Origin of the sequence: Granulicella mallensis MP5ACTX8 (assembly GCF_000178955.2) — a bacterium.
GTDB lineage: Bacteria > Acidobacteriota > Terriglobia > Terriglobales > Acidobacteriaceae > Granulicella > Granulicella mallensis.
The window spans coordinates 1,892,597-1,918,274 of the sequence record NC_016631.1 but is presented as its reverse complement, the minus strand read 5'-3'; the positions used below and the strand labels follow the sequence as shown (position 1 = coordinate 1,918,274).

Genomic DNA, 25,678 nt, shown 5'->3' with positions numbered 1-25,678 from the left:
TCTTCAGCGTCATGGTTTACGCACCGGCTACCAGCGTATAAACATAATCGATGCCCTTGGCCGCCCTACCCTTAGCGCTTCTCGACGCCCTCAGCGGTAGTGCGCTCATCGTCATGCCCACCGAGGCCGCCTCTCGCAGCCTGCGCCGGGCCTTTGACGCGAGCCAGCGCGAGTTGGGACTGCAGGCATGGGAGCCTGCTCGCGTTCTCTCCTGGGGACAGTGGATGGACTCGCTCTGGAGCGATCTGATCGTCTCCGGCGCAGACACGCGCCTGCTCTTGAACGAAGCGCAGGAACATGACCTGTGGCGCGAGGTCGTCACAGGCACACGGGAGGGCGACGAAGCGACCCTGGGCTCGTCGGATTCGCTCGCCGATATGGCACGCCAGGCCTGGAACCTCGCCCATGCCTACAACGCGACGGAACGCCTGCGAGCCTTTGCCACCACCCACGATGCCCGAACCTTTGCAGGCTGGGCGGAGACCTTTGCGCGTGGATGCGAACAGCGTGGCTACCTCTCGCGAGCTGCGCTGGAGACCGTACTGCGGCAGCATATCGAGGCTGGAACCCTGACTGCGCCAACCCACGTCACGCTGGCAGGCTTTGGCGATTGGGTTCCTGCACGGACAGAGCTGCTCGATGCCATGCGCTCCGTCTTCGTGCAGCATGCAATGGACGTACCGCTGCAACTCGGCGCCCAGCGAGCGATCGTGCAGGCAGACGACGAACAGGATGAACTGCTCGCACTCGCCCGCTGGATTCGAAACTTTGTTGAGCAACGACCGAGCGCGCGTGTCGGCGTTCTGCTGCCTGACATGGAGAAAGATCGTGCGGAACTGGAGACCCTCTTCCGCGAGATCCTCGCTCCCGAGCTTCAACAGATTGGCATCGATCTTTCTTCCACTCCCTACGAGTTCTCCAGCGGCAAGCCGTTGTCCTCCCTGCCGATGATCGCCGCAGCGCTCGATCTCGCGCGCTGGACACAGGGCCCGCTGGAACTCGGCAAGGTCAGCGCCCTGTTGCTTTCACCGTATCTTGGAACGTCCGGCGGGCAGAACCAGAGCGCACAGTTCGATGCCTACGATCTGCGCCAGGCCAAGCTGCTTCGCCCGGAGATCGACCTGCCCTCACTGCTGTATCTGGCACAGCAGTCCAGCCGTGGCACAGCCCCTCTTGCCTGGCTGCAGCCGCTGAATGCGTTCTTCAAGAGGAATGAAAATCGTGGCACACCGCGCGGCTTTGCCGACTGGGCCGAGTTCCTCCGCGGTCTCGCGAAGGCCGCGAACTGGCCTGGCGAGCGGCCTCTGACCGGCGACGAGTTTCAGGCGACTATCGCCTGGGACCATCTGCTCGACCAGATGGCGACGCTCGATTTCCGGGGCCGGCGCGTCTCCTTCTCCACCGCGCTTCGTACGTTGGAACGCCAGGCGAACGCCACCCTCTTCGCGCCGCCCTCCAACGATGCTCCTGTGCAGGTGATGACTCCCGCCAACGCACTCGGAATGACCTTTGACGCCGTCCTCTTCGCCCGCGCCACAGACGCAAACTGGCCTCCTGTCGAACGCTCGAATCCCCTGCTTGGCTGGGGACTGCAGGCCAGCCTGGGGATGCCCGGCACCAGCCAGCCGCGCGCCACCGAGCGAGCGCAATACGCTCTGGACCGCCTGCTGAGCAGCTCCAGCGATGTGCTCTTTACCTATGCGAGAGAGAATGCCGACGGCGACCAGCGGCTCTCTCCTGCTATCGCCGAACTTGATTGGCAGCAGGTTGCGGCTCGCGACCTCAACCCCGCATCTCCCGCTGCGCTTCAGGTAACAGAGGAGATCGTCGAAGACATCGCATCTCTGCCGCCACTACCAAGCTCGAACGTACGCGGTGGCGCACGCGTACTCCAGTTGCAAGCTGCGTGTGGCTTCCGCGCCTTTGCGGAGATACGACTGGGAGCCACCGAACTCGAAGCCAGCGATGCTGGCTTCGACGCCCGCGAGAACGGCAGCCTGCTGCATGGAGCCATGAGCCGCTTCTGGGAAGAGGTTCAGTCGCAGTCTGCGTTGCAAGCGATGTCTCGTGATGCACGCGCGCAACTGCTGGGCCGCTGTATCGACCAGGCTCTCGACAAAGACCTCAACATTCAGGGCAGATGGGACGAAGCCTATGTGGCCCTGCAGAAGGAACGCCTGCAACGCGTCCTGCTGCAGTGGCTCGACAAAGAGATGGAGCGTGGGCCGTTCACCGTACAGTACATCGAGCACGATGAGCTGATCGATATCGGTCCGCTGGATCTGAAGCTGCGCATCGACCGCCTGGACATCGTCGAAGGCGGTGTCTTTCTCGTCGACTACAAAACCAGCTACTCCTCAGATCCGAAGAACTGGCTGGGCGAACGTCCCGATGAACCGCAGCTCCCGCTCTATGCCCTGCTCCCCGGCGCGGGAGAGCTGAAGGGGTTGGCCTTCGCCAAGGTGCGTCCGGGACGAGATATGAAGTGGCTCGGCTATCAGGATGCAGAAGGCCTCATTCCAGGCACTCCGGCCAGGACTGTGCTCGATATGCAGAGCCAAGTCGAAGAGTGGCGCACAACGCTAACGACACTGGCGGAGTCCTTCGCCGGAGGAGACGCTACCGTGCATCCCAAGGACTATCCGATGACCTGCGTCCACTGTGCGCAGCGTTTGCTCTGTCGGTTAGATCCCACAAGCCTGCTCTCCGGCACGGAAGAGGAAGAAGAACCGGGAGAGGACAACTAGACATGCCATTGGATGAAAAGATGTCTTTGCCGGTGCTTTGGCCCTTGCCTTTCTGGTTGTCATTCCGAGCGCAGCGAGGAACCTGCTGTCTCCCGCTTTTTGCTTGTGTCACCACAAACGTCGTGCGTCAGTTCAACCCGGCCCCCGTTCCAGATCACATATTTTCTGGGCACTACGAACGAAAAACGGGAGGAAGCAGGTTCCTCGCTGCGCTCGGAATGACAACCAGAAAAGCAACAGCAGCACCAAAGGCAACAGCGAAGGCACGTCTCCACGAGGAGCACGCCCATGGCTGACGTACTCCAGTTCCCAGCGCCGCCCTCCGACGCTGCCGCGCGAACCAGCGCGCTCGACACCAAAGCTTCATGGATCGTGGAAGCCCCGGCGGGCTCAGGCAAGACCGGCCTGCTGATGCAGCGCTATCTCAAGCTGCTCACAGAAGATGGCGTCGTACAACCGGAAGAGGTTCTGGCAATCACCTTCACACGGAAGGCCACCGCGGAGTTGCGCGCACGCATTCTCACAGAGCTGGAAAAAGCGCACCACGAGACACCCTTGCTCGACCAGAACAGCACCTTCGAGCGCGCAACACGCGAGTTCGCAACGGCAGTCCTGGCACGCGATGCGGCGCTCGGCTGGGAGCTGATCGAGAACCCACAAAGACTGCGCGTCCGCACCATCGACTCCGTCTGCGCGGAGATCGCAAGCACCCTGCCGCTACTCTCGGGCAGCGGAGGCTCACGCACGCCCGTGGAAGATGCAGAGCCGCTCTACCGGCTAGCTGCGCGACGTACTCTGATGCAGCTCGGCGGCAGCGATGCCGCCCTGCATACGGCGCTGCGCACCATCCTGCTGCATCGCGACGGCAGCCTGAGCGATTGCGAAACACTGCTGGCCAGAATGCTGGCCGCGCGCGAACAGTGGGGCGAACTCATTCCGCTCGATCGCGAGTTGTTGGACGATGCCGCACTGGACAGAGAGGTGCGACCCAGGCTGGAGAGCGCGCTGGAGAACATCGTCTGCGCGGGCCTGACGCGAGCCACCAAAGCCATGCCAGCGGGGCTACTGCAAGAGCTGGCCTCACTGGCCGCTCGCCTGGGAATGCAGCCCGGCTACAACGACGGGGCTTCCCCCATCTCGTTTTGCGCTGGACTTGAGGGACCTCCTGAGACCAAGGCGGAACACCTTGACCACTGGGTTGCGCTGGTCCATCTCCTGCTGACGCAGAAAGACTGGCGCAAATCCAGAGGAATCACCGACAGAAACCTCGGCTTCATGCTTCCGAAGTACGAAAAAGAGCAGTTGGTTCAACTGATCGAATCCATCCAGAACGACCGGCTGCTGGATGCGCTCCATGCCCTCCGTGCGCTGCCACCCGCACGCTATCCGGACGGACAGTGGGAGGTCGCCAAAGCCCTCTTCCGCCTCCTGCTCCATGCGCTCGCCGAACTCAAAGTGCTCTTCGCCGAACGCGGCGAATGCGACTTTGCCGAACTGGCGCTTGCGGCCCGCGAGGCTCTGCGTGCCGATGACGGCCCCGCCGATCTTGCCGGGTCTTCCGGCGCAACGCTGCGGCATCTGCTGGTCGACGAGATGCAGGACACCTCGTCCAGCCAGTACGAGCTCATCGAACTGCTCACGCGTTCGTGGGACGGCCACAGCCAGACACTCTTTCTCGTCGGCGATCCCAAGCAGTCGATCTATCTCTTTCGGCAGGCCCGAGTCGAACGCTTCATGCGCACCATGCAGGAGGCCAGCCTCGGCGACGTGCCCGTCGGCGTTCTCCGCCTCACCTCGAACTTCCGCTCGCAGGCCACGCTGGTCGAAGACTTCAACGGCGCCTTCAGCCGCATCTTTCCCGGCGCTGACGCGACGCTATCGAGCGAAGCCATCGACGTGCCCTTCGTCGCCGCTACTGCCGTACGGCAGAAGACCACGAGCGAAGGCATCGTCTGGCATACAGCAATGCTCGGCGAGGAAATAGAAAGCGCCCCGACGAACAATCCCAGAAATGATCATGCACTTCTGGAAGCGCGCCGCATCCGTCAGATCGTCGAGCACTGGCAGCAGAAGCCTCTTCCAGAGGGCCGCACGCAACCCTGGCGCATCGCCGTGCTGGCGCGTGCGCGGCGTCATCTTGCGCCCATCGTCGCAGAGTTCCAGCGCAACGAAGCCGCGCATCCCCCCATTCCCTTTCGGGCCGTCAAGGTCGAAGCCCTCGACGAACGGCCGGAGGTCCTCGACGCGCTGGCCCTCACACGCGCTCTGCTGCATCCGGCAGACCGCGTCGCTTGGCTAGCCGTGCTGCATGCTCCGTGGTGCGGCCTGGGCATCGCCGACCTGCTCGCCCTAACCGGAGAAGGCTCTTCCCCCGCCTCTTCCGACACCATTCCCGCTCTGATCGAGTCAAGCGAGTCCTATCTCAGCAACGAGGGCCGTGCGCTGCTCACACGCGCCTGGCCCATCCTGCGTACCGCGCTCGGCGAGTCCGGCCGAGGCGACATCGCCGTCCGCATCGAACGCACCTGGAGATCGCTCGGCGGAGACGTACTCCTGCAGCCCGAGCAGCGGACCAACGTCCAGCACTTCTTCGCTCTGCTTCGTGAGCTGGAACAGCCCGGCGGCTGGATCGATCTGCGTGCTCTCAAGACGCGACTGGAAAAACTCTTCGCCGAACCTGCCAGCGGAGAGGTTGCCGTCGAACTTATGACGATCCACACCGCAAAGGGCCTCGAGTGGGACGTCGTCATCGTCCCTGCACTCGAAAAACGAGGGCAGACCTCACGCAGCGATCTTTTGAACTGGCTGGAGCTGGATGGCGATGATGTTACCGGCCCATCCATCGTGCTGGCTCCCATCTACGGCAAGGGCAGCGATCCGGACGAGCTCTACAAGTGGCTGAACCACATCAGAAACGCGCGCGAGGAGGCCGAACGCAAGCGGCTGTACTACGTGGCCTGCACCCGTGCCCGCGAAGAGCTTCATCTCTTCGCCACCTGCGAACGAACGTCGAAGGGTGAGATCAAGCCACCCATCGGAACCCTGCTGTACTCCTGCTGGCCTGCTGCACAAAAACACTTCGACGCATGGTTGGAAGCTCCGCCTTCGAACCTTGAAGGGCAACTGAAACAATCGCTTGGAGAAGATGAATCCGCAGAAGGAATTGTTCCAACAGCCACTCCTGGGACTCCGCAGATCAGCGGACCTCCGCTCATTCACCGGCTTCCACTGACGTTCAATCCCCTGCAGCGCTTCGCCGAAGCCGCAGAGCATCGCTTGCCATATCTCTCTGCCTCCGCCCTGCGCCAGACACCGAACTTCGAGCGTCCCGAGGGATCGTTCGCCGTGCGCGCCTTCGGCAATGTAGTGCATCGTTTTCTTCAGGTGCTTGCCACCCGTCTGACAAGTGGAACAACAGCCGACCAGTTGCTGGCGGAGCTGGGCTCCTGGGAGCCGCGATTGCTGGCCAGCCTGCGTGGCGAAGGCCTGGCCCCCGCACTCTGCCAGAGGGAGGCCTCACGGGCACTGCAAGCGCTCGTGCAGACACTCAGCGATGACATCGGCCGCTGGATTCTCATGCCTCAACCAACCGCCGTCAGCGAGCGAGCCTTTACCTTCGCGGCTGCAGAGTCCCCCACGCTGCGCGTCGACCGCACCTTTCCGGGCGGCACAGCGCCTTTATCCGTGGGGAGCGAGGCTCTCTGGATCGTCGACTTCAAGACCACCGAGCAGGGTTCGCGCTCAGCAGAACGCTTTGCGGAAGACGAACGCGCCAAGTACAGTCCGCAGATGGAAAGCTACGCCGCTGTGTGCCGACTATTAACCGATGCGGACAGACAGATTATGCTCGGGCTCTATTACCCTCTTATTCCAAGGTTGATTCATTGGCCAACCTGACGTCGTAAATCCTTCAGCCAAAAGAGCCGCAATGATATTCTTTCGGCAGTCGGGTCTGGATGGAGGAAGAACTATGCCGCAATCTCGCCGCCTGGTGCTATGCGTCGATGATGAAGCGGTCGGTCTTCAAGTACGCAGAATGATCCTCGAACGGTCAGGGTATTCCGTACTGACGGCGCAGGATGGGCCCACAGGCTTGAAAATCTTTGCAGAAAATCCGGTCGAGGCCGTAGTTTTGGACTACTCCATGCCGGGAATGAATGGCGGCCAGGTCGCGGCTCAAATGCGCGAGCGCAAACCTCAGGTTCCCATCCTTCTGCTTTCAGCCTATATGGCGATTCCAGCAGATCTCGTAGGCCTCGTCGATATCTCTATGACCAAAGGAGAAGGTCCCCCCATGCTTTTGCAGAAGCTGGACAGCCTCTTCTCCAACTAGAGCAAATTTCCTGTTACTGGGAAGTTGAATTGGGCGTGCAGCACCGTTTTTCTGGGGAAAAACGGCCATAAATGTCGCGGTTTCGCTATACACCTACAGGAAATTTGCTTTAGCTGGACGAAACTCGAGAGCCTCAACCTACCGTGAATCTGAGCCAACTCAATCGGGTGTTGTTGCAAACGCTGCTGATTCCAGTAGTAGCGCTCATGTTCGTCGCCGCCATCCTGTCGTTGCAGATCGAAAATGCCGAACGAACCGTCGCGCAGATGCGCAAGGCGGATAACAATATCGCCACGGCAACACTCGTCTCTGTCCTGATGGTCAATGAGGAGTCCGGCCTGCGCGGCTATCAGATCACGTCCAACGAGATCTTTCTGCAGCCCTATGACTACTCCCAGGTTCCGCTCGACAATGCCCTGCATGAACTAAGAGACGGTTTGACGCAACAAGGCAGCGATCCGAGCGCCGTTGACGACTTCATCATGGCCCACAACGTCTGGCGCAACTCCTTCGCCGCGCCTTTGATCGCAGCGACGAGTGCGGGCCAGAACACCCGCGATTCCGGGTTGAATCTCCGCGGCAAAGCCCAGATGGACGCCTTGAGCGACAGGCTCAATAACATCGTCGAAAGCCAGAAGGCGCAACGTACCCTGATCGTCGATACCTGGCAGCGGCAGGTGCGCGAGACCCTGGAGATCCTCATCGCCCTGGCGCTGATCATCGGCCTCGCCATCGGCTTCTTCGCCCGGAGCCGTCTGCACCAGGTGTCCGCGGCCTTCCAGGCCACGCTGGCGTCGTTGCGCCTCAATGCACAACGCACCTACGAATCCGAGCAACGCCTGCGCACCACGCTGACCTCCATCGGCGATGGTGTGATCGTATGCGACGTCGACGGCACCATTGAACTGCTCAATCTAGTCGCGCAGCAGCTTACAGGCTGGAGCCAGGCCGAGGCCGTCCACAAGCCGCTCGAAGAGGTCTTTCGCATCGTGCATGAGACGACGCGCGAGCCCCTGGAAACCCCCTTCGCCATGGTCAAAAAGCTTCAGCGCGTCATCAGCCTTTCCAATCATGCGTTGCTGCTGCGCCGGGATGGATCGGAGCTCAATGTCGACGACAGCGGAGCTCCCATTCATGATCGCTCCGGCAAGCTGGTCGGTGTCGTCATGGTCTTTCGCGACATCACCGAACAGCTCCGCTCACAAGCCGCGCTGCTCGCCACGGAAAAGCTCGCCGTAGCCGGCCGGCTTGCCGCAACCCTGGCGCACGAGATTCACAATCCACTGGATGCGGTCGGCAACCTGCTCTATCTGATGAAGGACGGAGCTACCCCCGAGGAATCCACCCAGTTTCTCCAACTCGCCAGCCAGGAACTCGATCGTGTGACCCAGATCAGCCGAGCCATGCTGGGCATGTATCGCGAGTCGAAGACGCCTGTAATCGTCGATGTGAAGGAGATGCTGGAGAGTGTTCTCCTGCTGCTCAACAGACAGATGAGCCAGTTGCAGCTTGAAGTCCGGACAGAATTTGCATCGAATGCCAGCGTCACAGGTTATCCGGTCGAACTGCGGCAGGTCTTTATCAACCTGCTGAGCAATGCCGCCGATGCCTCGACACAGGGGGGAATCATCGCAGTGCGTACCAAGCTCCGCTCCGCCGTACGCAGCGGTAAGACGGGAGGCAGGCAGGCTGGTGTCGAGATCACGATCTCCGATAACGGAGTCGGAATCTCCGATGCCGCGCTGCCCCAGGTCTTTCAGCCGTTCTTCACCACCAAGGGAGAGCATGGCACCGGGCTGGGCCTGTGGGTAAGCCACGGCATCATCGAAAAGCACAGCGGAACAATCGAGATCGAGAGCAGCACGGACGAGCAGAATCACGGAACCAGGATTACTGTGTTCCTGCCTCGACTCGATAGTTGAAGTGCATAGGAGCAGTTTCCACATAGGTGCAGAGGGCTCTTTTTCGAATTGACCACAAAACTGTCATCTCGACCGGAGGCGGCGTTCTTTGCCGCCGGAGTGGAGAGACCTGCAGCTTGCTCATGGAGGCAATGACGCCCGCACGAGCAAACTGCAGGTCTCTCCGTCCAGAGCGAAGTCGAATGGACGCATGACATAGAGCCGTCATGCTTCGGTCGAGATGACAAGGTATGGGGGACTTTGAAAAGAACCCTCTGCACCTATATGGAAACTGCGCAAGAACAAATGAAACGCTAAAAAAACCGGGCTTGCTGAAGAAGCAAGCCCATTCGTGATTCAACGTAACGTGAATTCAAAAGACTACAGAATAAAGCGAACAGCGGCATCGGCTTCAATCGCCATGATCTGTAGCGTCTGAAGGAACTTCCTGCTCTGGCCGGTAAAAAGGCCACTAGCGGTAAGAGCTGCGACCGAAGCGACGGCGCCCGTAACCTTGTCGGTCAACGGACGAATGATGGCGACTGGAGGGAGTTCGGAGCTGATGAACTCACAAGGAACAGGAAAGATCAGGCTGGGCTGAACCACGCTGGGCGGTTGCAGCGGTGGATTATTGAAAAAGTCCGGGAATGTCAGGCCGGAGATGGGATCGGTAAACGGAGCAATGCTCTGCTGTACTCCATTGCCGGCAAAATCGACCCATTCCAGGAAGTGAGCGATCTCATCCCCACCGATGCCAAGCGTGATCTGCAGCACCTCCGGGTCCGACACCTTCTGGCTCATGGCTGCATAAAGGCTTGTACCGCCCTGCTCAATCGCTCCAAAGTGAAAGGCGGCCACATTCGCGATCGCCTGAATATGAAGGTTGCCCGGAAAGCTGGCGGCACCGCCATTGAAGTCGGCATCGGTCTTGGGAATAGCCGTAACCCCATTGAGAGTGACAGCCTGCGGAAAGGTCGCCCCCAGGTCCGGGTTCTTTGTGCTGCGATAACGAACAAACCAGCTGGTGTCGACATTGAGATGCATGAGGTTTGTGAGGCGCAACTTGCCTGACGACCCCGTAGCAGTACTTCCCGGCAAAGTCTCGAACTCGCTGAAATCAACCGGCTCGGCTCCCCTGGATTTGAGATAGGCATTCAGGAAGGCAGCATGACTTACTTCATCCAGCGTATTGCTGGTGATATATTGCGGGCCATCGGTATCGAGGTTTGATAACGCTATTTGATAGTTATTCAACGGTGGGTTGGGGTTGGGATCTACTTCAATGGGCTTGTTATTGCCAATACCACCCAGCTCCGCATATTGTGTCCAGAGATCCGACTCAATGAGCTCTGCCGCCGCCAAAAAACGAAGAATGGCAGCATCTCCTGCATTGAGCCTGCCCTCTGATCGACCCTGGGCACTGGCCTTCGTTCCATTCGCTAACAAACCGACGCCAACTGTTGCAGCGCCTCCTGCCAGAAGACCGCTTTTCATAAATGAACGGCGATTAACTGGACGATTGATGTTGCTTATCGGATTTTCCATTGCTCTACCTATCCTGATCTGTTACGAAGATGGGTCTCTCCTGAGGAGTTACCCGCCAATCACAATAGGCGCGCGCAATAACGATTGTTGTCAGGGAATTGTCAGATAATTGTCTTCTTGGATTTCGGAATAGATTTATTCATGCAGTAATAAATCTATAGCTTTATTAAATACTTACAGAGGTGGATCAACCACAGGAGATAAGTGAGCCACCAGGCTAGTTGGCCCACTTATCTTCCTATTGCTTTAGCGCAATAGCTCCGTAAGTGCCGCCGCGCAAGCATCGCAATCTTCACGGCTCGCATCATAGTGCGTCACCAGCCGCACATGGTGCGGTCCGATAGCGCTCGACAGAATGCCCTTCGCCTTTAACTTCGCTACAAACCCCGCGGCATCGCCATTGTTCTTCAGTGAAAAGATGACGATGTTGGTTTGCACCGCGGTAAGATCAATCTCCGCTGCGGGACACTGCGCAGTGGCCTCAGCGAGCAGACGCGCATTCGCATGATCCTCACCGAGCCTCGACGGCATCTCTTCCAATGCAATCAATCCAGCCGCCGCCAGGATGCCAGCCTGCCGCATGCCTCCACCCAACGCCTTGCGGAAGATGCGTGCGCGATCGATTGCCGCACGGCTACCCACCAGGATCGAGCCCACCGGCGCGCCCAGCCCCTTCGACAGGCAGAACATCACGGTATCGAAGCCACTGGTCAACTCGGCAACGCTTACTCCCAGCGCAGTCGCAGCGTTGAAGACACGGGCGCCATCCAGATGCACCGGCAGCCCCGCCTCACGAGCGCCCTGCCAGATCTCGCGCAGCACTGGCAGCGGCGTCACGGTTCCGCCGGCCATGTTGTGCGTGTTCTCCAGCGAGATCAACCCTGTCGCCGCCCGGTAGTAGATCTTAGGAGAGATAGCCTTCCTGATCGACTCCCAGCTCAACACACCGCGGTCTCCTGCAACGGTACGCGGCATGCAGCCGGAGAAGGCGGAGAGCATGGCCATCTCCCAGTCGAGCACATGCGAGCGCGACTCGCAGATAACCTCCTGCCCATGCTGGGTGTGCAGGCGAATCGCAATCTGATTCCCCATCGTTCCGGTAGGCACAAAGATCGCGGCCTCACGACCGAAGACCTCTGCCGCACGTTGCTCCAGCCGATTCACTGTCGGGTCTTCCCCGTACACATCGTCGCCCACTTCGGCGGACGCCATCGCCGCATACATGGCCGCTGTAGGCCGGGTCACTGTGTCGCTACGCAGGTCGATTACTTTCGAACTCATCTTTTCCTTTATCCCTTCGTTCTTTTGCTTGATTCTGTTTTGTCTTTGCCTTTGCCTTTGCTTTTCTAGTTGTCATTCCCGTAGGGAATCTGCTTCCCGAACCACCACAACTTCACCCAGGAAGCCTCTCCAGCAAATGCCCAAACACCTCGTTCGACACCAATCGCCCGCGTAGCGTAAGCCGCCAGCGATCCTCTTCCGCAAGCATCAATCCCTCATCCACCAACTCCCGCACAGCCTCTTCATACGGGGCAACGAGCTCTTCTGCGAACTCACTCCGCAGTTGCTGCATCGAAATTCCCTCAGTCATCCGCAGGCCAAGAAACACGGTCTCCTCAAACGCCTCACGCACCCCCACCAGCGTTGGCTCAGCAGGCATAGCCGCTCTGTAATCTGCAAGCTCCTCAGGATTCGCAAACCGAACCGCACCCACCCCGCGCAGCAGCATCGAGTGCGCATCGAGGCCGAAACCCATGTAAGGCGCACGCTGCCAATATTTTTTGTTGTGCCTGGACTGATGTTCCTCCGCCGCAAAGTTCGAGATCTCATACTGCGCAAACCCCTGCTGCGGAAGCATCGCACAGGCCTGTTCGTACAGCGTCGCGGCGATCTCCTCCTGCGGCACCCCATGCGCGTGAAAGCGCTGCCCTCCGGCGAGCACCTCGCGACCGAGGCGAGAGTCTTCATCGACCTCCAGCATGTACACGCTGAGGTGCGTCAGCCCCACACCACTCGCAACCTCCAGCGAATGAGCGAAGCTTTCCTCGGTCTGATAGGGCAATCCTGCAATCAGATCGGCGCCGACTTCAGGCAATCCAGCAGCTCGCAGCCGCAGGATCTCGCGCACGCACTCGCGTTCCGTGTGCAAACGGCCCACCGCGGCGCTCTCCCGGTCCACAAACGACTGCACCCCGAGGCTCACGCGATTCACGCCCAGCCGCATCGCTTCGGCGAGCAGTTCGTCCGCAATCTGCCCCGGCGCGGACTCCAGCGTAATCTCGGCATCCCCGGCCACCTCGAAGTTCCGCCGCAACGCCGCAAAGATCTCACGCAGTTGCGAAGGGGCCAGCAGGCTCGGGGTTCCCCCTCCAAAGTACACCGTTCCGACCGACCCCGGCAGATCGGCTCCGAGGCTCGCGGCGGCTTTCTTTGCCGCGTCAATCTCCCCGCAGAGCATCGCCACATAACGCTCGATGGTTGCTGGAGACGAAACTCCCGAGGCAAAGTTGCAAAAACTGCACTTGGCGCGGCAAAAAGGGACTGAAATATATATCCCCAGCGCATCCGAAGCCGATTCGATCCTCACGCATCCATTCTTTCATGCGGTGTGATTTCAGAAGACGAACTGCCCGCTCCGAATAGAATGGAATCGATGGCAGACGAACAGAAAAAACCCGCCGCAACGGCGGAGCAGACGCAGCAAGCTGCCCCCAAACGCCCAGGCATCGACGACGATGTCGTCGGCAAGGCCTACGATAGCCGGCTCATGAGCCGGCTCTTCGCGTACCTGAAGCCCTACAAGCTGCAGGCCGGCATCTCTGCGGTCGCCATCCTCATCAAGTCCGCCAGCGACGTCTTCGGCCCCTACCTCGTCAAGGTCGCGGTCGATACCTACTTCGCCCCTACCCCCGGAAAACCGCTGAGCTGGCTCGCCCGTCATCTCAGCCCGGACCCCGTTCGCGGCATGACCGAGATCGGCGCGCTTTACCTCGGTTCCCTGCTGCTCACCTTCGGCCTGGAGTTCGTCCAGACCTACCTGATGCAGTGGACCGGACAAAAGATCATGTTCGATCTGCGCAGCCAGATCTTCCGCCACATCCAGCGCATGCACGTCGGTTTCTTCGACCGTAATCCCGTCGGACGCCTGGTCACGCGCGTCACCTCCGACGTCGACGCGCTCAACGAGATGTTCACCTCGGGCGTGCTCGCCATCTTTGAGGACGTCTTCGCGCTCACCTTCATCGTCGTCATCATGCTGAGCATGAGCTGGCTGCTCGCCCTGCTGACGCTCTCGGTCATCCCGGCGATCCTCTATGCGACGCAGCTGTTCCGCATCTATGTGCGCGAGAGCTACCGCCGCCAGCGCGCGGCCACCGCGAAGATCAACTCGTTCACGCAGGAGTACGTCTCCGGCATGAGCGTCGTACAACTCTTCAACCGCGAAAAGCGCGCCTTCCGCGACTTCTCCGCGGTGAACTCCGAGAACAAGGCGGCGTGGACCGACGCCATCTTCGCCTACGCGCTCTACTACCCTGTCGTCGAACTTCTTAGCTCCATCGCGATTGCGCTGGTCATCTGGCGTGGCGGTATCGCGGTTCTGCACGGACAGACAGCCATCCAGCATGGCGGCTTCCTGCATCCTGTGGTCACGGTCGGCATTCTCATCGCGTTCATCCAGTACGCGCAGCGCTTCTTCCGGCCCATTCAGGACCTCAGCGACAAGTACAACATCCTGCAATCAGCCATGGCCGCCGCCGAGCGCGTCTTCAAACTGCTCGATACCGAACCCGAGATCCCGATCCCTGCAAAGCCCGTTACCGGTGACCGCAGCGGACGCATTGAATTTCGCGATGTATGGTTCACCTACGAGACGCTTACGCCGGAACAACTCAAGGCTCTTCAAGGTCTCTCTGCGCAGAACAATGGGCTTCAGATAGCAGCACTCGATAACATCGAGTGGATTCTGAAAGGTGTCAGCTTCACCATCGAGCCGGACATGACCGCCGCCATCGTCGGCCACACCGGCGCGGGCAAAACCACGATTACCGCGCTCATGATGCGCTTCTATGACGTGCAGCGCGGTGCGGTGCTGGTGGACGGCATCGACGTCCGCGAGCAGGACCTCATCCCCTTGCGCAAACGCTTCGGCGTCGTCCTGCAGGACCCCTTCCTGTTCTCCGGCACCATCGCGCAGAACATCCGCCTGGGCTCGAACTGGATCACCGACGACGAGGTCGCCAACGCGGCTGAAGAAGTAAATGTCGCCGACTTCATCCGCACCCTGCCCGCACAGTTCGCCGAGCCGGTGCTGGAGCGTGGCTCGACACTCTCCACCGGACAGAAGCAGCTCATCAGCTTCGCCCGCGCTCTGGCCCACAAGCCGGGGATCCTCATCCTCGACGAGGCCACCAGCTCTGTCGATACCGAAACGGAACTGCGCGTGCGTCTCGCGCTCGAACGCATGATCACGGGCCGCACCTCGGTGCTCATCGCCCACCGGCTCTCCACCATCCAGCGCGCGGATACGATTCTGGTCATGCACAAGGGCCAGCTGCGCGAGCAGGGTTCGCATCAGCAGCTGCTGGCGCTGCGCGGCCTGTACTACAAGCTCTATCAGCTCCAGTACAAGGATCAGGAGTTGGGTTCCTCTATCGCCGAAACGGCGACTGCGTAGGGCCGCCCCCAGCTATAGCGCGAAGCGCGTTCTGTGACGCTTCAGCGTCACAGAGACGGAGGGTAAGGGAGGCAATCGCCTTTAGGCTACGGAACAAGAGGCAGGCACGAATTGAGCTTTTAGTTCGTGTCTGACGAATCGTGTACAGCAACGCATTACATATTTTGTTCCCCCACAGAGACGTCATCCTGAGCGTAGCGCCTCGCGTTTTTTGCGAGGTGCGGAGTCGAAGGACCCCGAAGGACTTGATCTCGCCCAGGATGCCGGAACCTTTTCCAGCACGAGAGTCCAGGCTCGAGCGCTCAAGGTCGAAAAGCTCCAAAGGCATAAGCAAGAGGTCAACCCTCGGGGTCCTTCGGTCCTGAGCGTAGTCGAACGGACGCGTCCCCAAAGGCTGGGACGCTTCGCTCAGGATGACGGTTCTGTGGGGAAACGCAAAACAAAAGCTATGCGTACAGCGAGCCTGGGTCGCTCCAAGGCTGGGGTCTTCGATTCGTCAGACATAACCTAGCCACGGGCCTTTTTGTCCGCAGCCGAAGAAGGCCCAGGCCTAAAGGCCACATTTTGCCAAGCCTGAATTCCGTGGCCTAAAGCCCACGGCTTCCTCCGTTTCGCAACGCTGAAGCATTGCGGATAGCGCTCGCGCTAGGTTGGTCTTCACCCGCGCAATACCTTCAACACATTCTCCGTGGTATCGGTCTCCCCAATCCGAGGAAAGACCTTCTCGACGCAATGGCGATGTGCATCGACATCCCGATCCGTAATTGCATCCACGACAACCACGACGCTGTAGCCGTAATCAAAGGCGCTGCGCGCAGTCGCTTCTACTCCCGAGCCTGTCGCGATACCGGTCAGGAAGACCTGGGTTACGCCGCGCTGGCGCAGGTACTCATCGAGCGAAGTCCCGATGAACGCACCCGGCCGCTGCTTGCTGACCACATAATCGTCCGGCTGTTGCTCCAATTCGGGAACAAGGTCGGTCCAATCATCTGGAAACGAAAAGTTGCGTGGACCGGCGTCGGTACGGCCTGGAGCCGGGGCTGTTACGTTGACGAGAACGACCGGCAGACCTTTCTCGCGGAAGGCGTGCGCAAGTTGGGCAGTGCGTGCGACGATCTCGCCACCAGGATGAATGGTCTGTAGACCGACGATGCCTTTTTGCAGATCAATTGCAATCAAGGCGGCTTTGGGATCGAGTGTAGTCAGAGGCATGGTTTTCCTTTCGTTGGTGAATCTGGAAGATCGCCCGTCTTCCGTTCAGGCAGTTAGCTGGCGTGTTTCTGCGCAAAGCGCACGCTCGAGAAGAGGCTGATTACAGCGATGCCCGCGAAGAAGAGAACAAGGGCGAGAGTGTCTCCGCTCGAGACCTTTCCAACCCGAAACAAAAGATAGCCAACGACCAGGTTGAAGAGCGCCCAGACAACATTCACCGTCGGGGAGGACAAGCCTTTTCCGGGAGGCTTAGCGAAAGGGGTTGGAAAACGGTCACCAGAGATGCCAGACACAAAATGAGGCACGACATTCGTTAGAAATAGGCCGGCGAAAAAACAAGCGATAAAGTGATGCCAGTTCAATGGGGTTTCCTCTCAGTTAGGGATTGTTGAAGTCATAACGCCGGCTCTTGTACGTCCGGCATCGCATCGATGTCGCGAGCAGGAAGCAGGCCCATCTTGCGGTAGATCGGGCGTATGACTGCGTTAACCTTCGGCAGCTCCAACGTGAACCAAAGTGATCCGGCGATGCAGAACGTGCCCGTGACCATGACCGTGTGAGAGGCACCGATTCGGTCAGCCAGCGCACCGGCAAACAAGCTGCCGAAGGGCGCGGAGCCAAAGAAGGCCATCGTGTAATAACTCATTGCGCGGGCGCGTTTATCCTCCGGCACCAGCGACTGAATGATCGTGTTGCTGGCGGACGCAGCCTGCAACATGCCGAAGCCCACGAAGACCATCAGGACAATCGACAGCCACAATGTATGCGACAGGCCGAAGAGGATCAGCGCCACTCCCAGCATCCCAGAAGCGACCTGCAGCATCCTCGTGAGCCCGACAACCGACTTGCGAAAAGCAAGCGAGATCGCCGATGTCAGGGCACCGATTCCCGCCGCGCCCATGAGCCAGCCGAGAGTCGTCACGCCGCCATGCAAGACCTGGGCGGCAAAGATCGGCAGCAGCACAGACCACGAATACCCCATGAGGCTGATGAGCGAAAAGAGCAGAAGAATGGTGCGGATAGGCCGAAAGCCGCTGACATAATCCCAGCCCTCGCGTATCTGCTCAAACATGTTGGCTTTGCTGCGCCGGAGATCCTGCGGCTTGATCCGCATCAGCAGCAAGGAGGCGATCACGGCAAAGTAGCTGAGGCCGTCGATGAGAAAACAACCACCTTCTCCGAAGGCCGCGACCACCAGACCGGCGATGGCGGGACCGATCAGCCGCGCTCCATTAGCCATCGAAGAGTTGATAGCGATGGCGTTGCTGAGATCGTTCCGGTCGTCCACCATCTGCACAAGAAAGGATTGGCGCGCGGGCATGTCGAACGCATTGATCACGCCCTGCAGGGCGGTGAGCGCGATGATCTCCCAGAGAGTGATGACATGGGCCAACGTGAGAGCGGCCATAGCGAGCGACTGAATAGCCGCCGCGGCTTGCGTGCTCACCAATAAATTACGGCGGTGGAGGCGCTCGACCCAGACGCCCGCAAACGGCCCCAGTGCAAACGAAACAATCTGCCCTGCGAAGCTTACGATGCCAAGCAGCAGCGCCGAATGGGTCAGGTGATAGACCAGCCAGGTTGTCGCCAGCCGCGTCATCCAATTGCCAATTACGGAGATGCTCTGGCCGAAGAAGAAGAGCTTGAAGTTGCGGTGCCGCAGCGCTCGCCATGCGTGGGATATCGAACTGCCAGGAGAAGAGATCTCCTCCCTATCCGGACTGGTTGCAGGTCCACTCATAAGCTGCCGTCGATCCTCACTGAGTATCGCCTTCCACCAGGCGCTTGATGATCCTTCCGGCCGCGAACAGCGTCTCTCGTTCCTGTGCGTCGAGCTGGGCGAAGGCCTTTGCCAGCCACGTCCGCTTGGCATCGCCAGCACTCTTCTGCAGAGCCGCGCCCTTGGCGGTCAGCGCGATGTTCACCTGGCGGCCGTCGGTCGCGTGCGGCTTGCGCACGATCATGCCCAGTTTCTCCAGCGTTGCAATGATGGTTCGCATCGACTGCGGCCGCATACCCTGCATTCGCGCCAGATCGGCGGTGGTAGCAGGTCCCTCCTTGGCAAGGCGCTTCAGTACGCTGGTCTCCGTCCAGGAGAGTTCCTGCGAAGAAGAGGCAACGCGCGCGCGTCGCACCAGGAGCCCAATGGAATGGGTAAAGTCGGTGATTTCGAGGTCGAAGTTCTTTCGCGACATGACAGGTTCAGATTACGCATGAACAGCCAAACTTGCAAGTTAAACTTGCAAGTTTGGCTGTTCACATAAACGCATTGCGCAGGGTCACCAAAGCCTGTCATTTGGGGAAGCTTTGGAGAAAGCTCTACAAAAGAACGCGTTTTTCGGCCAGATCGCACAACTTCCCTACTCGCCTCTCGCGTGCCTCCGGCGTCTGATAGTGGAAGACCGCCATCAACTCCCCACGCCTCTGTACAGGAGTCATCTTTGCCCAGCCCACCCTTGCCTTCGGCCTCTTGCGAAACGCAGCCTCGATGACCGGCGGCAACTCGCGCTCGCCTTCCATCGCCGCAAGCAGGCGTTCGGCTGCCTGTTCGGCGCGGCGCATGCGGGCCTCATCACTTTTGACGCCCGCTATCCACTTGCCGATCTCGCGCCGCATGTACTCGGTCAACTCGTCGTACCACTCGCGCAGCCCTGGCTCATCGTCCAGAAGCACGGCGAGTTCATCCGGCAGCTCTGCCGCGCGCGCTTCCATATCCGGCTGCAACGAAAACTCCGCCATCTCTCCCGAGGAAACCGAAGCCCCCCGCTGCATCACCCTGTTCACCAGCAGGTAGAATCCACCACGCGGATCGGGAAAGAGCGAGGTACGGAACGCAAAGCCATTGATCTCGCCCCGCACGCGCAGGCGAACCATCTTCGGCCATATCTCGGAGGGCTCAAAGGGCACGCGTGCGATGGTCCAGCCCAGCGAGCGGTCGCCCTTTTCGAGGGCTGCGCGAAACGTCTTCGATTTACCTGCCGCCATCAGTCTCTCCCGGGCATTCCTGCCGAGCCATCCACGCAACGATCGACCCCCAGTAGGCGTCCATCGGCTTCAGATACGGCTCATTGTGCGCCAGCCCCTCGACCACGATCAACTCTCCTCGTTCGCCACAGGCCTTGGCGATTCGCCGCGGCATCTTCAAGGGAAACAGCTTGTCGCCGTCGCTATGAACCACGCAGACCGGCAACCGCGCCGAAGCCACAACCGTAACGGTGTTCCAGACATCCGGCAGCTCACGCGCCAACCAGTGCGGAAATCCCGCCGAGCGCACAGCATCCTGGAAAGAGGTAAACGCCTCGCACAGGATCAACCCCGCAGGCGGTGGCTCCAGCCGCCCGACCCCGCTCGCTGCGATACCGCTGCCCAAGGAAAAACCCAGCACGAAGACCGGCACACTTAGTCCGATCCGTCTTCGCAGCTCCGCATAAGCGGATACCAGGTCCTCGTCGCAGTGTTCTGAACGGATCTTTCCCGAGCTGGCACCGTAGCCCGAGTAGTTGAAGACCATCGTGCCCACGCCATGATCCCGAAACCATGCCTGAACGCCACTCCAATGCCCTACCGTCTCGCCGATCCCATGGCAGATCAGGATGACCGGCGCGCCCTCATCACCCGCAACCAACACTCCGGCTAGACGCCGGGTACCACTGGCAAAGAAGAACTCTTCGCGCGACTCATGCTTTGGAATGCGGCGCGTCACTCCAAGAAGAGCGTCGCGAGTCATGAGCCCTCGGCTCACCAGCCCCAGCGGCACAGACAAAAGATGCGACCGCCAGCGTTCTGAATTTGGCAACAATTTTAAATTCTTTAAATTCATAGACTCGGCAAAGCTCACCCACAGCATACCGTTCCAAACAAACCCACTCCTCGACCAGCTAAACTACAGCCATCGCCACTCGTTCCAATCCGCGCATCTTTCTCTCCGCAGGCGAGGCCTCGGGCGATGCCTACGGCTCTGCCCTGATCCAAAATCTGCACGAGCGTTTCCCTGACGCGACCTTCACCGGCCTGGGCGGATCGCAGATGGAACAGGCCGGCCAGCAACGGGTTGTCCGCGCGGAAGACGTCGCGGTCATGGGCGTCACCGAGATTCTTCGCCACATCCCGCACATTTACGCCAGTTATCGCCGGCTGGTTCGCTCCATCCGCGCCAACAGGCCCGATGTGGCCGTGCTCATCGACTTCCCCGACGTGAACTTCCGGCTGGCGAAGCATCTCCACCGCTCCGGAGTGCCCGTGGTCTGGTTCGTCAGCCCGCAGCTCTGGGCCTGGAAGCGACGCCGTCTGCGCTGGGTGCAGGAGCGCGTGGACAAGATGCTCGTCATCTTCCCCTTCGAAGAGACGTTCTACCGCGAACGCGGCGTCGACGCGGAGTTTGTGGGACATCCGCTGGCCGGTACGCCCAGAACAGCCATCCCCCGCGAGGCCTACGCCGCACAGCATGGCCTCGACCTGGAAAGAATCTGGATCGCGTTGCTGCCCGGCAGCCGCTGGAAGGAGATCCACGCCAACCTGCCCACGCTGCACGAGCTGGCTATGAGCGACCTAATCGCCAGTTCCGCGGCTTATACGACCTTCGACGGCAACCGTGTCCGGCAGCCCCGCGATCCCGCCGCCCACACGCTCTACGAGTTCCTGCTGCCGGTAGCCTCTACGATCGATCCCACAAATCTTCGTGCGTACATCGATCAACTGAACGCCGAACACCTGAAGTACTTCGGCCCTGAGGCCTCCAGTATCCGGCTCACGCTGGTTCCTGACGCCTACGAGGCTCTCTCCCATGCCCGCGCCTCAGTCGTGGCCAGCGGCACCGCGACCGTGCTGGCGGCGATCGTCGGCAATCCGTTCCTCGTCGTCTACCGGGTCTCGGACCTGACCTTTGCGCTCGCCAAGAAGCTTGTTCGCTATCCCGATGAGTTCCCCAAAATGATGGACCTCGACGGCAACCTGCCGGTAGCGATGGTCAACCTCATCGCCGGGCGGCGCATCGTGCCCGAGCTGCTACAGAGCCGCTTCACCGCCGCGAATGTCGCCTCTGCGCTCACTCCGCTGCTGCTCGATGGGCCGGCACGCGAGGCCCAGATAGCAGCCCTGGCCGACGTCCGCCACAAGCTTCGCGCGAGCGATGCGGTAGCAGGATCGCCCATCCACCGCGTCGCCGAAGCCGTGGTTGAGCTTCTCTCGTCTTCGGGCAGCGGGAACAAGGCCTAAGTCGTACAATTTGCGTCTAAGACGTTTGAAACGCAATCATGTGTTCAGCACTCGCAAAACAGAACACAATGACGATGGAGCGCGGCCTGGTCCGATGCTCCGCCAAGGACTTACGGCATGATTCAGCGACTCCGCAGCCTTTGCATTCTTCTGGTGGGTCTCTCAGCGCTTGCGCTCCACGCAGCTCCTCCAGGACGTCCGCAGATCGACATCACCGGCTATGTCATTCACGCCGACCTCGATCCGGCGACCGGCAAGCTGACCGCCACCGCCGCCATCACCTTCACGGCGCTCGATGACCTCAACGTCGTCGTCTTCGGTTTGAATAACGGCCTGCAGGTCAGCAAAATTACTGACGCGGCCAACGCCTCTCTAAACTCTGAGCGCAACGTTACCGACTCGACCATCCGCGTTACCCCCGCCACCTTATTAGCTAAAGGGTCTTCGGCGACCTACATCTTTACTTATGCGGGAGCGCCTACCGTCGAGACCAGCCCGGTCGATGGAATCAAGCTCGTCCAGATTGCTGATCCCGTCAGCGTCCTGCTCTATGCGGGGCGCTGGTTCCCCATGACGGGGCTCTTCACCGATCGGTTCACAGCCGAGATACACATCACCGTGCCCGAGGGCGAGCGTGTCGTCGGCAGCGGCGTAAGCGGCGAACACAAGCTTTCCGGCGGTGGCACTGAGTTCGTCTTCAACTGGACCAAGCCGGGCTTTCCCGGAACCATCGTAGCGGGCAAGTTCCTTCCGCCGATCACCACGCCAGGTATTCCCAACATTCGCGTCTTCGTCACGGACAAGTACAAAGAGAAGGGTCAGGACTTCGCGGCTACAGTCGCCAAAGAGTTCGAGTTCATGACGAACCTCTTCGGTGGCGCGGAGTCCGGGCGGCTCGAGGTAGTAGAGCTCCCCGGAGATTCAGTCTCTGCCGCCTGGGCGCCCGAGATCGTCGCCATCCGCCCCGACCGCGGCAATGCACGGTTGTTCGCGAATACTGTTGCGCGCCAATGGTGGGGCTCGGAGACCTCACCGGCGACACTCAACGACGCCTGGATCACCAACGGTATGTCGCGCTACGCCGAGCTGTTGTACCTCGAAGACTCCGCCGGTAAAACTGCGCTGCAATCCGCTATCTCTGATGTGGAGGCTGGGGCGCTGGCCTATGACACCGAACCGCTCACCACCCTTGGCCGGCTCGATCCGTTCTCGCCGCAGTTTCAGTCGATGACCCTGGAGAAGGGTGCGATGGTCTTCCACATGCTCCGCTGGGAGATGGGCGACGATGTCTTCCAGCAGTTTCTGCGCTCGCTGCTCTCGCAGTACACCGACAAGCCCGTACGTACCGCAAACGTTCAGACCGTCGCCGAAGCCCAATCGAAGCTTCAGCTCACGCCCTTCTTCTCCCAGTGGCTCGACGGCACCGGCGCACCCGAGCTAGGCAACAATTTCAGCGTCTTCCGGCTCGGCAGCAACAAGGGCTTTCGCACCGTCGGCTCCGTCACGCAGGACCTCGACCTCTTTCGCATGCCGATAGAACTGCGCATCGAGACGGAAGGCAAGACCGAGGAGCGCCGCGTCGATCTCTCAGGGACAGAGTCTGCTTACTCCATTGAGACCTTCGGACGGCCGCGCCGCATCACCATTGATCCCGAGAACTGGGTGCTCAAAAACACGCCTGACCTGGCTGTCCGTATTGCCGTTCTGCGCGGCCAGCAGGAGGTAGCGCAGGGCGACCTGATGGCCGCGATCGCCGAGTATCAAAAGGCACTCGACTCCAACCGCTCCAGCTCGTTGGCAAACTATCGCCTCGCGGAGATCTTCTTCACGCAGCGCAACTACCAGGCATCCGCTAACTCGTTTCGCGACGCACTACGAGGCGACGGCGATCCGAAGTGGACCGAGGTCTGGAGCCATATCAATCTGGGCAGGATCTTTGATGTAACAGGCCAACGCGATCGTGCCGTCAATGAGTACCGCCTGGCTGTGCAGACCAACGACAATACACAAGGAGCTATTAACGAGGCCCGTGCGCTGATGCAGAAGCCTTATCAGCGCGAACCTGCAGCGAACTAAGAACTCCGAGGCAAAAAACAATGAAGGGCCTCTATGAGGCCCTTCATTGTTTTGTAGGCAGAAGGCAATTAACTACCCGAAGACTTCATTACTTTACCGTCAGGCATATTGTGATTTTGCGCGATCTGCTCGATCATCTGGAGATGCTGTGAGATCAACGCCACCCCCTGCTGCGCGGCTTGCTTCATACCGGGATTCTGCGTAGTTGAGGCTTCATCCTTGAACTCCGACAGGTCCTGCTTATGGTCTCTCACCATAGCCTGAATGTAAGCCTGGTCGAACTCCTGACCGGAGAGGCCGCCGAGCTTTGCGACAAGCTCTCTGTCCTTCTTCGAAAGCTCGGTCGGCTCTTTTACTTTGAGCTGCTGAGCGATCGGCTTCATCATCTGGTCGTTGAGCTGCGTGTGATCCGAGACCATCTTCTGCGCGAATTGTTTAACGTCATCGCTCTGTGATTTTTGCTGGGCCAACTGCCCCAGTTGAACCTCGGCGGCATTGCCTTCGAGCGCCTTCTTCACGAAGGATTGGTCTGCCATTCCCTGTAGCTGCTGATTGTCATTCATATCGGACGCCATACCACCTGGACCTGGCGCCGAAGTAGATGGATTCGTGGTGGTCTGGTTAGACGTACCGGCAGCACCACCACCCGGTTGATTCTGCGCAACGGCCATGGCACCAGCCAACAGCGTAGGCACGAAGCCCAGTAGAACCTTGCTACACATTTGCTTTGAGATCATTAAACTCCTCCTTTTCGAGAGGATCCCACTAGAGCCCGACATCACTGCGCAGTGGATAGTCCACTCAGGTCCGAAGACCGTTCGTCTTCGTACGTTAAATGCCTCCAGCGGGGTTCGCGTTGCCTTCAACCTCTGAGGTTTCCATGGGAGTCGCAAGCGGTGCACGGCATCCGTAATTGGAGAATTGTCCCGGATGCTTCATACAGAACGAGTTATCCGGTAAACGACTAACTCGCAATGAGGCTCAACTAAAATCGGGAGATGAGAGAATTCCGTGAAGCTATGCGAGAGATGATTCGATGAGTACAAAGGGAAGGCTGATCCGCTGGATCTGGTTCGTCATCTCCGTAAGCCTCTTAGGCTATGGTCTTAGATTGGCCCTCTGGGCATCGCCACCCGATGCAGAGCAGGCCAACATGATTCGGGCGTTTTACTATCATTTCCCAAATTGGATTGGTGCTTCAGTATTTCTCCCTCTGAATCTAGCGGCGTCAGTAGCTTACTTATTCCTGCGGCACAAGCATGCAGATGCCTCAGTGAAAGCAGACGCCCTGGCTCTTGCCACGGCAGAGATGGGCGTCCTTTATTGCACACTGGGGCTCGTTTCGGGTTCTCTCTGGGGGAGAGAAGAATGGGGCATATGGTGGACCTGGGACGCACGTCTGACCACTACGCTCATGCTGTGGGCTATTTACATTAGCTATTTGTTCGTGCGGCGCATGAGCACTGGTTCTACCCGGGCTACGACGTGCGCGGTCCTGGCAATCTTTGGGTTCTGCGATATCCCTATCGTCTACATGTCTACCCGTTGGTGGCGTACACAACATCCCGCTCCCGTATTTGGAGGCGAAGGTTCCATCGCTCCCAGCATTGCCCGTCCTGTCTGGTGGAATGTGCTTGCCTGGGCGGCATGGGGACTGCTGATCGCCAGCATACGGTACGCAGCGGAGTTACGTAGCCAGCAGAATGAGGAAACAGAGGCGCTGGAAATCATCGATTCAACAGCAAATGAGGAATCGCAATATGCGTAACATCTTGTTTTTTCTACTGAATATCTTTCCGTATGACCCGGCGATCGACACGCCATTGGGCCATCGGAATTTGGTACTCATCTACGCGATCACATGGGGTTTGCAATTCGGTTATGCCTTCTATGCTCTTTACACCTGGAGAACAGCGAACAAACAGAAACGGCATAAGAACAATTAGGGCTGCTGAAACAGTCGTAGCGCGCTGAA

Annotated in this window: 19 protein-coding genes; 9 read left to right on the top strand and 10 right to left on the bottom strand. The window is 59.5% G+C overall.

All coding sequences use genetic code 11. From position 1 onward, the window contains the following. The first annotated feature begins 50 nt into the window (after positions 1 to 50). The 4 genes from ACIX8_RS08120 (at position 51) to ACIX8_RS08105 (ending at position 9,002) form a co-directional block, all read left to right on the top strand. Positions 51 to 2,747 (top strand): PD-(D/E)XK nuclease family protein, encoded by a 2,697-nt coding sequence (locus ACIX8_RS08120; protein WP_014264855.1) that lies wholly within the window; start codon positions 51 to 53, stop codon positions 2,745 to 2,747. A gap of 288 nt (positions 2,748 to 3,035) precedes the next feature. Then, entirely contained in the window at positions 3,036 to 6,644 is a 3,609-nt protein-coding gene (locus tag ACIX8_RS08115) for a UvrD-helicase domain-containing protein (RefSeq protein WP_014264854.1), read from the top strand. Positions 6,645 to 6,717: 73 nt separating this feature from the next. Beyond that, complete coding sequence (locus ACIX8_RS08110) at positions 6,718 to 7,080, top strand: response regulator (RefSeq protein WP_014264853.1); 363 nt, start codon at positions 6,718 to 6,720, stop codon at positions 7,078 to 7,080. 143 nt (positions 7,081 to 7,223) lie between these two features. Then, positions 7,224 to 9,002 (top strand): ATP-binding protein, encoded by a 1,779-nt coding sequence (locus ACIX8_RS08105; protein ID WP_014264852.1) that lies wholly within the window; start codon positions 7,224 to 7,226, stop codon positions 9,000 to 9,002. A 360-nt stretch (positions 9,003 to 9,362) separates the two neighbouring features. Here the strand turns inward: ACIX8_RS08105 and ACIX8_RS08100 are convergent, their stop codons facing one another. The 3 genes from ACIX8_RS08100 to hemW all read right to left on the bottom strand — a co-directional run bounded on the left by ACIX8_RS08100 (position 9,363) and on the right by hemW (position 13,113). Next, on the bottom strand, positions 9,363 to 10,526 hold the full coding sequence (locus tag ACIX8_RS08100; protein WP_014264851.1) for a hypothetical protein: 1,164 nt from the start codon (positions 10,524 to 10,526) through the stop codon (positions 9,363 to 9,365). A gap of 246 nt (positions 10,527 to 10,772) precedes the next feature. Beyond that, positions 10,773 to 11,807, bottom strand: coding sequence for a threonine aldolase family protein (locus ACIX8_RS08095; RefSeq protein WP_014264850.1), 1,035 nt, complete (start codon positions 11,805 to 11,807; stop codon positions 10,773 to 10,775). Between the two features lie 112 nt (positions 11,808 to 11,919). After that, the gene (hemW, locus tag ACIX8_RS08090) at positions 11,920 to 13,113 is read right to left on the bottom strand and encodes a radical SAM family heme chaperone HemW (RefSeq protein ID WP_014264849.1); all 1,194 of its coding nucleotides are present in this window, start codon (positions 13,111 to 13,113) and stop codon (positions 11,920 to 11,922) included. A gap of 66 nt (positions 13,114 to 13,179) precedes the next feature. On the opposite strand from hemW, the gene ACIX8_RS08085 reads away from it, so the two are divergent. Continuing rightward, positions 13,180 to 15,201, top strand: coding sequence for an ABC transporter ATP-binding protein (locus tag ACIX8_RS08085; RefSeq protein ID WP_044178138.1), 2,022 nt, complete (start codon positions 13,180 to 13,182; stop codon positions 15,199 to 15,201). Positions 15,202 to 15,858: 657 nt separating this feature from the next. Here the strand turns inward: ACIX8_RS08085 and ACIX8_RS08075 are convergent. The 6 genes from ACIX8_RS08075 to ACIX8_RS24455 form a co-directional block, all read right to left on the bottom strand. Next, positions 15,859 to 16,413, bottom strand: coding sequence for a cysteine hydrolase family protein (locus tag ACIX8_RS08075; RefSeq protein WP_014264847.1), 555 nt, complete (start codon positions 16,411 to 16,413; stop codon positions 15,859 to 15,861). Between the two features lie 53 nt (positions 16,414 to 16,466). Beyond that, positions 16,467 to 16,646: a hypothetical protein gene (locus ACIX8_RS26130; RefSeq protein WP_223295485.1), complete on the bottom strand. Its 180-nt coding sequence runs from the start codon at positions 16,644 to 16,646 to the stop codon at positions 16,467 to 16,469. Positions 16,647 to 16,807: 161 nt separating this feature from the next. Next, complete coding sequence (locus ACIX8_RS08065; RefSeq protein ID WP_014264845.1) at positions 16,808 to 18,154, bottom strand: MFS transporter; 1,347 nt, start codon at positions 18,152 to 18,154, stop codon at positions 16,808 to 16,810. A 16-nt stretch (positions 18,155 to 18,170) separates the two neighbouring features. After that, a complete protein-coding gene (locus ACIX8_RS08060) occupies positions 18,171 to 18,608 on the bottom strand; it encodes a MarR family winged helix-turn-helix transcriptional regulator (protein WP_014264844.1) in 438 nt (145 codons plus the stop codon). 124 nt (positions 18,609 to 18,732) lie between these two features. Continuing rightward, positions 18,733 to 19,398, bottom strand: coding sequence for a YdeI/OmpD-associated family protein (locus ACIX8_RS08055; protein WP_014264843.1), 666 nt, complete (start codon positions 19,396 to 19,398; stop codon positions 18,733 to 18,735). Then, complete coding sequence (locus ACIX8_RS24455) at positions 19,385 to 20,140, bottom strand: alpha/beta hydrolase (protein ID WP_052310579.1); 756 nt, start codon at positions 20,138 to 20,140, stop codon at positions 19,385 to 19,387. Before ACIX8_RS24455 ends, ACIX8_RS08055 begins: the two co-directional genes overlap by 14 nt. A 164-nt stretch (positions 20,141 to 20,304) precedes the next feature. Here ACIX8_RS24455 and ACIX8_RS08045 point away from each other — a divergent pair, with 164 nt between their 5' ends. After that, positions 20,305 to 21,627, top strand: coding sequence for a lipid-A-disaccharide synthase (locus tag ACIX8_RS08045; RefSeq protein WP_014264841.1), 1,323 nt, complete (start codon positions 20,305 to 20,307; stop codon positions 21,625 to 21,627). A gap of 117 nt (positions 21,628 to 21,744) precedes the next feature. Next, on the top strand, positions 21,745 to 23,703 hold the full coding sequence (locus ACIX8_RS08040) for a M1 family aminopeptidase (RefSeq protein ID WP_014264840.1): 1,959 nt from the start codon (positions 21,745 to 21,747) through the stop codon (positions 23,701 to 23,703). A 68-nt stretch (positions 23,704 to 23,771) separates the two neighbouring features. Here the strand turns inward: ACIX8_RS08040 and ACIX8_RS08035 are convergent, their stop codons facing one another. Further along, on the bottom strand, positions 23,772 to 24,440 hold the full coding sequence (locus ACIX8_RS08035) for a DUF4142 domain-containing protein (RefSeq protein WP_014264839.1): 669 nt from the start codon (positions 24,438 to 24,440) through the stop codon (positions 23,772 to 23,774). A gap of 299 nt (positions 24,441 to 24,739) precedes the next feature. Here ACIX8_RS08035 and ccsA point away from each other — a divergent pair, with 299 nt between their 5' ends. Further along, positions 24,740 to 25,471 (top strand): cytochrome c biogenesis protein CcsA, encoded by a 732-nt coding sequence (gene ccsA / locus ACIX8_RS08030; protein ID WP_014264838.1) that lies wholly within the window; start codon positions 24,740 to 24,742, stop codon positions 25,469 to 25,471. Continuing rightward, on the top strand, positions 25,464 to 25,649 hold the full coding sequence (locus ACIX8_RS08025; protein WP_014264837.1) for a hypothetical protein: 186 nt from the start codon (positions 25,464 to 25,466) through the stop codon (positions 25,647 to 25,649). The genes ccsA and ACIX8_RS08025 overlap by 8 nt, the downstream gene beginning before the upstream one ends. Positions 25,650 to 25,678: the final 29 nt, after the last annotated feature.

Coding starts and splice junctions, on each gene's coding strand:
- ACIX8_RS08085 (WP_044178138.1), top strand. CDS start 13,180: ATGGCAGACGAACAGAAAAAACCCGCCGCAACGGCGGAGCAGACGCAG.
- ACIX8_RS08075 (WP_014264847.1), bottom strand. CDS start 16,413: ATGCCTCTGACTACACTCGATCCCAAAGCCGCCTTGATTGCAATTGAT.
- ccsA (WP_014264838.1), top strand. CDS start 24,740: ATGAGTACAAAGGGAAGGCTGATCCGCTGGATCTGGTTCGTCATCTCC.
- ACIX8_RS08100 (WP_014264851.1), bottom strand. CDS start 10,526: ATGGAAAATCCGATAAGCAACATCAATCGTCCAGTTAATCGCCGTTCA.
- ACIX8_RS08115 (WP_014264854.1), top strand. CDS start 3,036: ATGGCTGACGTACTCCAGTTCCCAGCGCCGCCCTCCGACGCTGCCGCG.
- ACIX8_RS08120 (WP_014264855.1), top strand. CDS start 51: ATGCCCTTGGCCGCCCTACCCTTAGCGCTTCTCGACGCCCTCAGCGGT.
- ACIX8_RS08025 (WP_014264837.1), top strand. CDS start 25,464: ATGCGTAACATCTTGTTTTTTCTACTGAATATCTTTCCGTATGACCCG.
- ACIX8_RS08110 (WP_014264853.1), top strand. CDS start 6,718: ATGCCGCAATCTCGCCGCCTGGTGCTATGCGTCGATGATGAAGCGGTC.
- ACIX8_RS08095 (WP_014264850.1), bottom strand. CDS start 11,807: ATGAGTTCGAAAGTAATCGACCTGCGTAGCGACACAGTGACCCGGCCT.
- ACIX8_RS08065 (WP_014264845.1), bottom strand. CDS start 18,154: ATGAGTGGACCTGCAACCAGTCCGGATAGGGAGGAGATCTCTTCTCCT.
- ACIX8_RS08040 (WP_014264840.1), top strand. CDS start 21,745: ATGATTCAGCGACTCCGCAGCCTTTGCATTCTTCTGGTGGGTCTCTCA.
- ACIX8_RS08055 (WP_014264843.1), bottom strand. CDS start 19,398: ATGGCGGCAGGTAAATCGAAGACGTTTCGCGCAGCCCTCGAAAAGGGC.
- ACIX8_RS24455 (WP_052310579.1), bottom strand. CDS start 20,140: ATGACTCGCGACGCTCTTCTTGGAGTGACGCGCCGCATTCCAAAGCAT.
- ACIX8_RS08060 (WP_014264844.1), bottom strand. CDS start 18,608: ATGTCGCGAAAGAACTTCGACCTCGAAATCACCGACTTTACCCATTCC.
- ACIX8_RS08035 (WP_014264839.1), bottom strand. CDS start 24,440: ATGATCTCAAAGCAAATGTGTAGCAAGGTTCTACTGGGCTTCGTGCCT.